The organism is Corynebacterium sp. 13CS0277 (genome assembly GCF_002994655.1).
Classification (GTDB): Bacteria; Actinomycetota; Actinomycetes; order Mycobacteriales; family Mycobacteriaceae; genus Corynebacterium.
The window spans coordinates 158,565-171,087 of the sequence record NZ_PPDL01000001.1 but is presented as its reverse complement, the minus strand read 5'-3'; the positions used below and the strand labels follow the sequence as shown (position 1 = coordinate 171,087).

The window sequence follows — 12,523 nt, the reverse complement described above, 5'->3', positions numbered from 1 at the left end:
CTCCTCCCGCGCCGGCGCGCCGGTGGCGACCACGGCGAAGAAGTACGAAGAAAAATCAAATGAATGAGAACTTATAACGCCGGTGCCACAGCTCCCCTCCCCCAGGCCACAGCGTGAAGGTGGGGGTGTAGCACGACGCAGAAGAAGAAAAACGAGGGGGGTAAGTCCCGTCGCCGGTGACAGCGCTCACGATGCCTCCGCCTCGCGGGATGCTGCGCCGCGAGTCTTTTTGACTTTAGGCGTCAGCGTGGGGTGCGGTGCGGGCCTGCCGCGCGAGGACTGCGGCGCCCACAAGGGGCGCGTTGGTGCCGAGCGTAGCGACCGACAGGGGCAGCTCCGCGTGGTACGGCATGAGGTGGGCGCGCAGCCCTTCCTCCAGGGGGTCCATGATGGCCGCGCCGAGGGTGCCGACCCCGCCGCCGACGACGATGGCGGACACGTCGACTGCGGCGACGAGCCCGGCGAGCCCGCGCCCCACGCAGCGCATCCGTTCGGTGATGATCGTGCGGGCCAGATCCTCGCCGGCGTGGTATCGCTCCATCACCGCCGGCAGGGCCAATGCGTCCTCGGCGAGGCCTGCAGCCCGGCAGTACGCAGCGGACAGCTTCGGCCCGGCACCAACCTCTTCGAGGAAAGAGTAGCTGCCGTCGGGGGCCGGGCAGGGCGCATAGGCGATCTCGCCGCGGCAGTGGTGCGGGGAGTCGGGCACACGACCATCGCTGATAAATGCGCCGCCAATGCCGGTGCCGATGCTGACGAACAGCACGTCCTGCATACCGCGCCCGCCACCATAGGTCGCCTCCCCGAGCCCCATGACGCGCACGTCGTTGTGGATCGCCACGGGTAGGCCGGTGGCCTCCTGGAGGCGCGCGGCCACGGGAGTGCCGCCCCAGCCGGGCATGGTGGGCCCGGCAAAAGCGATGACCCCCTCGGAGGGGTTGACGACGCCGGGGGCACCGACACCCACGGCAGTGACCTCCACCCCGGCGTCTCGTGCGGCCTGCAGGGCCGCCATCACAGCCGCCACCACTTCCGCCATGACGGCCTCCGCCCCCTCCTGCGCGCGCGTCGGCCGCACCGCGCGGGCATGCACGGTCGCAGGCTCCGCATCGGTGACAAGCCCGGTGGCGATCTTCGTGCCACCGATATCGACGGCGACAACGGCGCTGGGGCGTGGCTCAGCTGCGGACGGGGGAAGCGTCATGGCGGTCTCCTGAAAAAAATCTCGGTGGCGACAGAGGCGAGATGGTCACACCCCGGTCGGGGGCCACGGCCGTCGCCGCCCCGCCCGGGGCAACCTGGCTCCCGGTGGGGATGCCAGGTCACTGTGGTGCACGCTACGAGGAAGGGTCGTTGCGTTTACACCATGGTGGCGTCAACGATGGCCTGGATGCGGGCCAGTTCGTCAGCGTTGAGTGGGGTGTGCGGCGGGGCCATGCGACCATCCGGGAACACCCCCAGGTGCACCAGGGCCGCCTTGAAGGCGCCGAGGCCGGCACTGGAGCCGCCCATGCGGGCGCCGTCACCGACGAAGACGATGCGGAACAGCTTGTTCAGCCGCTCCTGCTCCGCGCGGGCGGCGAGGAAGTCGCCGGCCACCGCGTGGCGGGCGAGACGCACGTAGCCGGCGGGATCCACATTGCCGAGGCCCGGCACCACACCATCAGCGCCGAAGAAGTAGTTGACGTCCACGGTGGTCTCCGAGCCGGTGAGCACCTTGAAGTCGTGCAGGCCGCGGGCGTTGCGCGATTCGATGAGGGAACGGGCGGCGGCATCGATGCCGGAGGAATCCTTCACGCCGGACAACACGCCCTCCTCCGCGAGGTCGAGCAGCAGGTGCTCCGGAATGGTGACGTGCACAGACACCGGAATCTGGTAGGCGTACAGCGGCAGCTCGGGGGCCATCGCGTGAATCGCCCGGAAGTGGGTGGCGATCTCGTTGGTGTGGGTGCGCACGTAGAACGGCGCGGTCGCCACGAGGCCGGAGGCCCCGAGCTCCACAGCGTCGGCGACGTGCTCCGCGACGCGGGGGGTGGTGGTGTCGATAACACCCGCGATGACCGGCACGCGGCCGGCCGCGGCGGTCACGACAGTCTCGATGACCTGGCGGCGCTGCTCGCGGGTGAGGAAGACGACCTCAGCGGAGGAGCCGAGGACGAACAAGCCGTCCACGCCGGCGGCGATCATGCGCTCCGCCTGGGCGGCGAGGGTGGCGGTGTCGACGGTGTAGTCAGCGGTAAAGGGAGTGAGAACCGGGGGGATAACGCCGGTGTATGCGGGAGCAGCCATGGTGCTGTGGGTCCTTTCGGTCACAGGGCGTGCAGCGTGTGTGAGTGCTGCGGCACGCGAAGCAACAAGTGGTGGAAATGAGGATTGTGGTTGTCGTGGTGCGCACACGGGTGCTGTGCGCGCACCACGAGTGGACGTGTGTGGTGGGCGGCAGTGCGGGTGTGGGCTCGTGCCGGGGTGGTGCTCGTGATTGTTCACGGCATCCGCCGAGGCTCTGATGTGCGGGGGCATGAACGCGGTGGCCGAGATGCCGCCGGTGTGCACGCACCCGGTGCACCGTCGCGGAGCAGCGGCCCTCGCACCCGGTTGGGGGTTCACCCCACCGGGACACAAGGACAGAGGCCACGGCCCTTTCACCGCCAGCCGCCCATGCGAGCGGGTGCCGGGAGCACCCGCGGGAGACTAGACGGCGGCGTCGGCGTCGTGGGGGCTGTGTGCCGCCAGCGCTCGTACATCCGCGTCGCTGAGGTTCGGCTGGAGCGGGTGGTGGCATGCCACGAGGTGATCCGCGGCGCCGTCCACCCCGAGCAGATCGGGCATGCGCTCCGCGCAGTCGGCGGCAGCCGACCAGCACCGGGTTCTAAACGGGCAGCCGCTCGGCGGATTCACGGCAGAGGGCACGCGGCCCTGCAGCGGAATCGGATCCGCGTCGCGGATGAGCGACGGCGCTGCAGAAAACAGCGCCCGGGTGTACGGGTTGCGCCCGCCCTCCGGGAGCGCGGAGGCAGGAGTACGTTCCAGCACCCGACCCAGGTACATGGTGGCGATGGTGTCGGAGATGCGCTTGACGGTGGAGATGTCGTGGGAGATAAACACCATCGTGAGATCCATCTCCTCCTTCAAATCGAGCAGGAGGTTGAGGATCTGCGCGCGCACCGACACGTCCAGGGCACTGGTCGGTTCGTCGGCGATGAGGATGTCGGGCCGCACGGCGAGCGCGCGGGCGATCGCCACACGCTGCCGCTGGCCGCCGGAGAGCTGTGCCGGCAGCGCACCGGCCGTGCTCCGCGGCAGGCCGACCTTTTCCAGCAGGTCGAGGGCACGCTGTTGGCGCTCCTTCTGGCTGCCCACCTTGTGCACGTCGAGCGGGTCACGGACGATGTCCAGCACCGGCATGCGCCGGTTGAGCGCGGTGGAGGGGTCCTGGAAAATCATCGACACCCGGGAGCCGAGGAAGGTGCGCTTCGCGCGGCCTTTCAGCGCCGTGACATCGGTGCCGTCGATGATGACTTTGCCGTGGGTGGCGTCCTGTAGGCCGACGAGAACCTTGCCGAGCGTGGACTTGCCACAGCCGGACTCCCCCACCACGCCCAGGGTTTCACCCTTGTTGATGCTGAGATTGATGTCCCGGTTGGCGAACAGTTGGCTGGCGGCAAAGCCCTTGCCCTGCACCTTGTGGATGACGTCCATGTGTTCCACGCGGACGAGTTCTTCGCCGCGGGCAACCCGCGCCCCATCCTGGGTGACGTCCCGGGGGGACAATTGAGATGCAGTCATGATGCGTGCGTCCTACCTTTCGCCCGCGGGGGCGTTGCTGGAGGCCAGGGAGTCGTGGCGGGCCGCCACCGGGACGTGTGCCTCCGGGTAGTGGCAGGCCACCTGGTGCTCCTCGGGGCCGGTGGTGGCGGGGAACTGAGCTTGGCAGGTCAGCGTGGCCAGGGGGCAGCGGCCGGCGAAGCGGCAGCCGGCGGGGAATTCGCTCGGCGGGGGCACGGTACCCGGAATCTGGCTGAGGACTTCGGCGTGGTGCTCCACCGACAGCACGGAGGCCAGCAGGCCGCGGCTGTAGTGGTGGCGGGGGTTGCCGATGACTTCGGCGGTCTGGCCGGTCTCGCAGATGCGGCCGCCGTAGAGGACCGCCACCCGGTCGGCGGTGTCCGCCACCAGGGCCAGGTCGTGGGAGACCAGGATGAGCGCGAAGCCGAGCTTCTTCTGCAGGTCGACGAGCAGCTCGATGACCTGAGCCTGCACCGTCACGTCGAGGGCGGTGGTGGGCTCGTCGGCGATGATGAGGGAGGGGTCTCGGGACAGCGCCATCGCGATGACGACGCGCTGCCGCTGGCCGCCGGACAGCTCGTGCGGGTAGGAGTTGAGGATGCGCTCCGGGGGCAGGCCCACCAGGTGCATCAGTTCTTCCTTGCTGCGGGTGCCGTCCCGCTTGATGAGCTGATCCAGCTGGGCGGAGATCTTCATCGAGGGGTTCAGTGCACCGAGGGCGTCCTGGTAGATCATGGCGATCTCCCGGCCGAGGATGCCCTGACGCTGCTTGAGCGTGAGGTCCGTGATGTCACGGCCGTTGAAGATGACCCTTCCTGAGACCTTCGCGGTCGGTGCCTGCAGGCCCATGATCGTCAGCGTCGTCAGCGACTTGCCGGAGCCGGACTCGCCGACCAGGCCGAAGATCTCGCCCCGGCGGACGGAGAAGCTCACGTCGTGGACGACGTTTGTGTCGCCGTAGCGCGCGGGGAACCCGATGGACAGGTGCTGCACATCGATGACGGTGTCGCTGTCTTCGACCACTCGCTGGTTGGCGGCGATGCGGGCGCCTGCGGCCTCCACGCCGGGCACGTCGAAGGTCACGCCCTGCGGGGTGTCGGTGAGCTCGCGGACCTTCGTGTCCGCGACCGAGGCGCTACCGGCCTTGGAGGCACCGGCGGAGGCCCACGCGTCCGAGATTCCCTCGGCGACGATGTTGAGCGCCAGCACCGTCGCGAGGATGAGCATGCCGGGCCAGAAGGTGGCCCACCAGGCGCCAGCAGCGACGAGTTCTTTACCGTCGTTGATGACGGAACCCCAGGAGGGGTTCGGGGGCTGGATGCCCGCCCCCAGGAAGGACAGGGAGGCCTCGAAGACGATCGCGTCGGCGACCATGACGGTGGCGAACACCAGCACCGGGGCGGCAATGTTGCGGGCCACGTGCTTGAGCAGAATGTGCGGCTTCGGTGCGCCGAGCACCCGCTCCGCGGCGACGTAGTCCTCGGAGTACTGGCTCATCACGTTCGCGCGCACGACGCGCGCCACCGACGGGGTGTAGAGGAATGCGATCGTGACGACGATGACGCCGATGGAGTTACCGAAGACGGTGACGAGCACGGCGGCCAGCGCGATGCCGGGGAACGCCATAATGACGTCCAGCACACGCATGATCGTCTCGTCGACGTACTTGTGGCTGGTGCCCGCAATGGAGCCCAGGATGCTGCCGGCAATCAGTGCGAGCGCGGTGGCGCCGAAGCCGATGACCAGCGACCAGCGGGTGCCGACCATGAGCCGGGAGAACACGTCACGGCCCAGGGTGTCACCACCCATGAGCATCTCCCCGTTCGGCGGATTGCCCGGGGCGCCAATGAAGTCCAAAGGATTGTGGGGGGCGAGCAGCGAGCCGAAGAAACCGATGAAGATGATGATCGACACGAAGGTGAAGGCAATCATCGTCGGAATGTTGGGGCGCTTGAAGCTGACCTTCTTCTCGCTCAGTCGAGTAGCAAGATTCTTTCGCATCAGTGACCACTCCTCATGCGGGGGTTCACGACCGCGTACAAAATGTCGACGATCAGGTTGACGACCATAAAGACCAGGGCAATGGTCAACACGGCACCTTGGACCAGGTTGGTGTCACCGGTGGTCACCGCACGCAGGATCACCGAGCCCATGCCCGGGATGGTGAAGATGGCCTCGACGACGACGGTGCCGCCGATCAGCATGCCGATGCGCAGGCCCAACACGGTCAAAGGATTAATCAATGCGTTACGCATCACGTTCTTGGCGACCACCACCGGGTAGGGCACGCCCGACCCGACGGCAGTGCGCACGTAGTCACGGTCCAGTTCCTCCACCACGGAGGTACGGACGATACGCGTCAGGGAGGCCGCCACCACCACGGCGACCGACACGGCCGGCATGATGATGGACTTCGCCCAGGCCTCCGGGTTGACGCTCAGCGGCACGAAGCCGCCGGAGGGGAGCCAGCCGAGGCCCACGGCGAACTCCTGAATCATCAGGATGGCGAGCCAGAAGGTCGGCAGGCTGACGCCGAGAAGGCTCACCAGGCGGATCAGCTGATCCACCCAGCGGTCACGGTACAAGGCAGCAAGGGTGCCGAGGACGACGGACGCGATGACTGCGATGAGCAGGCCCACGCCGGCAATCTGCGCGGTGATGGGCAGGGCGTCCTTGATGACCTCGGCCACGTCCTTCTGCGGCGGCAGGGTGCGGCCAAAGTTCAGCTGGGTGAGGTTTTTCAGCATGGTCACGTAACGCACCACGATAGGGTCGTTGAGACCATTTGCCTCACGGAACGCGTCGAGTTGTTCTTCCGACGCGGCGTCGCCCAGCGCGGAGCGCGCGGGGTCGACGGGAGAAAACTCCATCACGACGAATACGAGAAGCGTGACGCCCAGGAACATGGGCACCATGAGGGCGATTCGCCGCAGGATGAGTTTGATCATCGCTGCCATGGTGACGTTAAACCTTCTTGACGTTGAGGAAGACGAGAGCGTTGGACGGGGAGGGCTTGAAGCCTTCGATCTGCTTCTCGTTCCAGCCGGTGACGTTCTTCACGTGGAAGATCGGGTACAGCGGCACCTGGGTGGCGATGGCGTCGAAGACCTCCTTGTAGAGGGCCTCACGCTTGGAGTCGTCCTGCTCCTGGGATGCCTTGTCGAGGGTGCCCTTGATGAGCAGGAACTCGGGGTCGTCCGAGAAGCGGGCACGGTCGCCCATCCAGGTGTCGGAGGCGTAGTACCAGCGCAGCAGCAGGTCGGCGGAGGAGCCGTAGATGGACGGGTCACCCGAGGCCAGCAGTGCGCGGAACTTCTCGGAGGGAACCTCGGTCTGGTAGACCGCCGAGGAGGCCAGCGGGTTGAGGGTGACGTTGACGCCGATTTCCTTCCAGTTGGACTGGATGATCGGGCCGGCGGCCTTGACGAAGGCCACGTCGGTGGTCACCAGCTCGAAGTCGAGGCTGTCGACGCCGGCTTCCTTGAGCAGTTCGCGTGCCTTGTCCGGGTCGTGGGAGTAGACCGTGGAGGCCTTCTGGTAGCCCGGGTTCTTGTCGTCGAGGTAGCAGGTGGCGGGGGTGGCGTAGCCGTTGGCGGCCACCTTGACGATCTGCTCCATGTCGAGGGCGTAGAACAATGCCTGGCGGACGCGGACGTCGTCGAAGGGCTTCGCCTTGCAGTTGAACATGAGGAACAGCAGGTTGAAGCCCTGCTCGTCGGCGACGGTGGCGGTGGACTTGACGGTGTCCACGTTGAGGAAGGGCACGTTCTGGATGGCGGCGGCGGAGCCGGACTGCAGAGCGGACACGCGGGCGGAGCCCTCGGTGGAGCAGTGCCAGGTGAGCTTGTCGGCGTAGGCCTTCTGGCTGCCGTTGTAGCCGTCAAACTTCTCCATGACGACCAGTGCGGACTCGGCGGAGACGAGCTTGTAGGGGCCGGAGCCGATCGGCTTGGCCTTGAACTCTTCCAGCTTGGCCTCGGTGTCGGTCAGTGCCTTCGGCACGATCTTGACGACGGTGATGAGCTCGAGGAAGTCCGCGTAGGGGTAGTTGAGGTTGAAGCGGATCTTCTTGTCGTCGACGGCCTCGACGTCCTTGAGGAACGCGAGGAACGGGGCGAGCAGGCTCTTGGTGGCCGGGTCGGTGACGCGCTGGAAGGACCAGACGACGTCTTCAGTGGTGACCGGGGAGCCGTCCTGGAAGACGGCACCGTCGCGGAGTTCGGCTTCCCAGGTGACGTCGTCAACCTTGGTCGGCATCTCCTTCGCGAGCGCCGGGTAGGGCTTGCGGTCGGCGGCGGACAGGTCGGTGATGCCCTCCATGATGTGCCACAGGGCGGGCACGCCGACGGCAGAGGATGCCTGGGCGGGGTCGAAGGCGCCGGAGAGGGAGAAGGCGTAGAAGGCGTTGATCTCGCCGCCGCCGGCGGCACCGCCGTCACCGTTGGACGCGGAGGAGGAGTCGGAGGAACCGCCGCCACAGGCGGCGAGCAGGCTGGAGCCTGCACCGACGACGCCAACCGCACCGAGGGCCTTGAGGAAGCTACGGCGCGCCAGCGGGTTGGAGGGGATGATGTTCTCGGTGTTCGACATAGTGTCGACCTCCTTGTGTGTGGACGTTTACTCACAGGCTTTTCTGTCAGACCTCCCGGGAGAGAACACCGGGAGGCGAAAAGCACCCCTGCTGCGGGGGCGGTGGCTTCCACCACATCCACCCCCGTCTGGGGGTGCGAGGCGAGGCCACTTCAGGCCCGTGCCGTGGGAGTGCGTGCTGCAGGAGCACTGTCACCCACTGTGGGGAGGGCGAGCCACCCGCGGGGACTATTCAAAAGCCATGGTCAGGGCGTAGACCCTTCCCAACTGCCAAACGTCTGATGTCTGACCCTTCAAGTGTCCCACACTTCGCGGCACAATTCACATAAAACGGCATATGTGATGCGGTAGACACCACCCGGTTGAGCGCTAATCTCTCACAACAACCCACGCATGCAACTATGGTGAAGGAAAGAGAACGCGACGGGGACCCTGCGTCCATTCCACCCCGCCCCGCCACCGACCCGTTTGACACCCCTTTGTTCCGAAGCGACCGCCATGACTACGAAACACCCCCGCCACCAGCCGCCCAAAACCCGCACCGAGCAGGTGCGCGACGACATCATGGCGTACATCATTTCCCACGGCCTGTCCGCTGGCGACGCCATCCCCACCGAAGCCCAACTGGTCACCATCACCGGGGCCTCGCGCTCCAGCGTGCGTGAGGCCCTGAAAGTCATGGAGACCATGGGCATTGTCTCCATCCGCCGCGGCCACGGCACCTTCGTCGCGGAGACCAGCATGGACGCACTCACCGCCCAGCTGAGCTTCGGCGTCAAACGCGACCTCCCCAACGGCCCCACCGTGCTGTTGGAGACAGTCGAGCTGAGGGAAATCCTCGAACAGGGCCTGGCCCGCCAGCTCTGCCTCACCCCACACCTGGACGTCACCGCCGCGAAGGAAGCGCTGGCGCTCATGAGCGAGGATGCGGAAACCACGGGCGATATCGATGCGGCCCACGATCGACTGTTCCACACGAGCCTCTACGCCCCGCTCGGCAACAGTCTCGTCACTCCCCTGCTGGGCAGTTTCTTCGACGTCTACCAGCAGGTCGAGCTGGGCCCGGCAGGATCAGCACCCGCCACAGAATCGGTGCGCCGACACCAGGACATTCTCGCCGCGATCGAGGCCCGCGATGCTGAAGCTGCAGCGTTCGCTGTCACCCGCCACTTCGACATCATCCGCCGCCGCCTCGCCCACTTCGTGCCCCAGAACCACGCCCTGTAACCATGCACCCCGGGGCATGGTGCCCCTGTATCGGGCACACGCCCGCTTCTCCCCTGCACCACACCGCCGAATTCGGCTGCGCTGCAGGGGTGTTGTCGTCTCCCCACCCACGATGGACAGGGAGGATCATGCGGGGTGGCATGCGGGGGTAGCTCCCCGCCACCATCGCCGGGTGCGCATGTGTACATTGTTCAGCGCGTCGCCCACCGAAGAAACCTCTGATGTTTGCGCGTCACGTGGGGCCTCACGTCCTCGTGGCACTCCGCGCAGCACCCCGGTGGGCGCCTGTTGTCCACACACGTCCACGTCTTTTGTCGAAAGAGCACCACCGTGACCTCCGCACGCCCCACCGTGCCTACCATCAACGCACCCCTCGCGGGGCTGCTGGCCTGCACGATTGCCGCCCCCGCCCTGCTGGTAGCGCCCGCCGCGACAGCCCAGAACTCCGCACCAGAGTCGACTCTGAGCGCACGTCTGCAGGCCGCTGAGACGTCCGTGGCCGAGGTGCTGGCGCACCCCACCACTGACCGCCTCGGGCTGGAGCTGCGCCCCGAACTCCGTGGCGAGGCGGCCCGCGCCGCCGTGCGCGAGGAGGCATATCAGGCAGGTCTCGCAGCACAGGACATCGACCGTGTGCTTGCGGACGCCGAGTACCTCGAGCAACACTCCGCGCAGTTGGCGTCCACGGTGCTGGACCTGTCGGCGCTGGGTGGGCCGAACGCGGACCAGCAGCGCACGCACCAGGACTTCAACTTCGACAACCGGGATCTCACGGGCCTTCTCATCGACCCCGCCAACCCCCAACTGCACACCACCACCGAGGACGGAAAGACGTGGGCGCACCTGCGGGTCTACGTGGATGCCGCCGCCCGGAAGTCTCCTGTGGTGCTCAGCTACCGGCAGACTGGCCGCGTCGACGGCAACTCCTACCGTGACGTGTTCCCCAAGCGCGTGAGCCTGGAGCAGGGTGCCAACGACGTCGCCGTCGATATCACGGGGCTGACGCATCCCGTCGCGCTGTATGTGTCGAACAATTCTCGCCAACCCGCCCGAGTGCGCATCACCGGCACGCAGCTCGCGGGCGCCGTCGACACGTCCGTGGCGGCCTCAGGCCAGCAGCCCTCCGCGGCACCCGTGGCCCTCGGCGGGGAGTTGGGCACCTACCCCACCTACATCTTCGACCCGGCGCGCCCGGAGGCGTTCGCCGACTACCTCGCGTTGCTGCGCACCCAGGAGGCGGGCCGCCCGACGGATCTGCGGTTCGGACAGCAGGACATCTCGGCCCCGGGGGATGCGGTGGCCGCCGCATTCGCTGATGTCAGCGCTGTGGATCCTGCGGCCGCCGCTGCCGCCGCGGAGGTGGCGTTTGCTACGACCGAGGAGCGTCTGGCGACGCTGCGCGCCCTTGATGGTTTCGCCCCGGAGGCTTCCCTGCCCGACCCGCAGGCGGTCAGCCCGCTGCGGGTGGTCATGGTGCTGGATAACGACGTGTGGGCGCCGTCGCCGATGTTTGCGTGGTACGCCTTTTACCACTTCAACGCCCGGGATCTGAGTTTCCTGCGCGGTAATTGGGACTCCATGTACGGCTGGGGCCACACCCACGAGTTGGGTCACATGCTGGACAACCGGCAGGTTGTCGTCAGGGAGGTGACGAACAACCTGTATTCGCTGGCGGGCGCGGTCAAGCGTTACGAGCACCGCCTGGCTGATGGTCGTGAGGGTGGCCAGCTGCAGGATGTGGCGCATCCGGCGGTGCCGCGCGCGCAGCGTGATATTGATGCGTGGCTGCAGGAACGCATCGACAACCCGGGGCGCCGCGGCGCGGATTCGGTGACGAAGGGGGCGTTCAGCGCGAGTAGCAACGTGTTCCACACGACGACGAACCTGTACCCGGCGGTGGCGTTCTTCAACGACTACGACTATTCCGACTACGACTTCTCCTCCTCCCCCTTCACCGAGGACACGGCGGCGGATGTGGCGACCTACGGTGTGTACGGGGCGGCGTTGCGTACCGCTCGTGCTGACAGTGGGTGGCCGTCGCGAATCCACCCCGGTGGTAGCGCGACGGACCGCTATAACCGCTTCATTGTCTTGGCGTCTCGGGGCAGTGGGTTCAACATGTGCGATTACTTCGCGGCCCGCGGCTTCGACGATATTGCGCAGGATACGCGCACCTATTGCGCCCAGTTCCCTGAGATGCCGGTGAAGCTGCAGTACGCCCGGGTGGAGGACGAGTTGGCGCGGGTGCGCGCCCAGTACGATCCGGCGTTTGGCCCGTTTGCTGACTCCACTCGGGTGGAGATCACCTCCGCCCGCTATGACTCTGCGTCCGGTGGGGTGCGGTTGGCGTTTGGGGTCAGTGACCACGCGGACGCGGTGAGCGGCTTTGAGGTGTACCGCGATGGGGTGCTCATTGGCTTCACGCGGAGCGGGGAGTTTGTGGACCGTCACCCGAATCGGGCGATGGATGGCTACGAGGTGGTGGCCTACGATTATCGGCTCACCAGCGTGACGAGTGCGGATGTTGCCCCCGCGCCGCAGCCTGCGCCCAGTGTCACCCCGAAACCGGCGCCGCAGCCCGCCCCGGCACCCACGCCGACCCCCGTGCCGCAGCCCACCCCGTCGAAGGCGCCTGCGCAGCCGACGCCGGCACCCCGGCCGACGGTGACGGCACCGATGACGACGCCCGTCGCCCCGCCGACCACCCCGTCGGTGTCCGCCCGCCCGACGGCCGCACGCCCAAGCGTCTCTGCGGCCCCCACCACCGCGCGCCCGGCGACCTCCACGCCGTCGAGTACCACGGCGCAACCGAAGCCGCCGGCAGCCCAGCCGGAGCCAAGGTTGACGTGGTGGCAGAAGATCCGGCGCGGCTTTGAGCGCCTGTTCACCTCCCCGACGCGCTGGTCCTGGCACTGGTAAA

Annotated in this window: 8 protein-coding genes; 2 read left to right on the top strand and 6 right to left on the bottom strand. The window is 67.2% G+C overall.

Annotated elements, in window-relative coordinates; all coding sequences use genetic code 11:
• Positions 1 to 235: 235 nt before the first annotated feature.
• From C1Y63_RS00690 to C1Y63_RS00665, 6 genes are all read right to left on the bottom strand, one after another.
• Complete coding sequence (locus C1Y63_RS00690; RefSeq protein WP_106014535.1) at positions 236 to 1,204, bottom strand: ROK family protein; 969 nt, start codon at positions 1,202 to 1,204, stop codon at positions 236 to 238.
• A 155-nt stretch (positions 1,205 to 1,359) separates the two neighbouring features.
• Positions 1,360 to 2,289: a dihydrodipicolinate synthase family protein gene (locus C1Y63_RS00685; RefSeq protein WP_106014534.1), complete on the bottom strand. Its 930-nt coding sequence runs from the start codon at positions 2,287 to 2,289 to the stop codon at positions 1,360 to 1,362.
• 402 nt (positions 2,290 to 2,691) lie between these two features.
• Positions 2,692 to 3,786 carry an ABC transporter ATP-binding protein gene (locus C1Y63_RS00680; protein ID WP_199189041.1) on the bottom strand — a complete coding sequence of 365 codons (1,095 nt, stop codon included), beginning with the start codon at positions 3,784 to 3,786 and terminating at the stop codon, positions 2,692 to 2,694.
• A gap of 12 nt (positions 3,787 to 3,798) precedes the next feature.
• Positions 3,799 to 5,787, bottom strand: a complete 1,989-nt coding sequence (locus C1Y63_RS00675; RefSeq protein WP_106014533.1) for a dipeptide/oligopeptide/nickel ABC transporter permease/ATP-binding protein — start codon at positions 5,785 to 5,787, stop codon at positions 3,799 to 3,801.
• Positions 5,787 to 6,743: an ABC transporter permease gene (locus C1Y63_RS00670; RefSeq protein ID WP_106014532.1), complete on the bottom strand. Its 957-nt coding sequence runs from the start codon at positions 6,741 to 6,743 to the stop codon at positions 5,787 to 5,789. The genes C1Y63_RS00675 and C1Y63_RS00670 overlap by 1 nt, the downstream gene beginning before the upstream one ends.
• 7 nt (positions 6,744 to 6,750) lie before the next feature.
• Positions 6,751 to 8,376 carry an ABC transporter substrate-binding protein gene (locus C1Y63_RS00665; protein ID WP_106014531.1) on the bottom strand — a complete coding sequence of 542 codons (1,626 nt, stop codon included), beginning with the start codon at positions 8,374 to 8,376 and terminating at the stop codon, positions 6,751 to 6,753.
• A gap of 498 nt (positions 8,377 to 8,874) precedes the next feature.
• Between C1Y63_RS00665 and C1Y63_RS00660 the strand changes: the two genes are divergently transcribed.
• Both C1Y63_RS00660 and C1Y63_RS00655 read left to right on the top strand, forming a co-directional pair.
• Positions 8,875 to 9,603, top strand: coding sequence for a FadR/GntR family transcriptional regulator (locus C1Y63_RS00660; protein WP_106014530.1), 729 nt, complete (start codon positions 8,875 to 8,877; stop codon positions 9,601 to 9,603).
• Positions 9,604 to 9,933: 330 nt separating this feature from the next.
• Positions 9,934 to 12,522, top strand: coding sequence for a M60 family metallopeptidase (locus C1Y63_RS00655; protein ID WP_106014529.1), 2,589 nt, complete (start codon positions 9,934 to 9,936; stop codon positions 12,520 to 12,522).
• Position 12,523 lies beyond the last annotated feature (1 nt).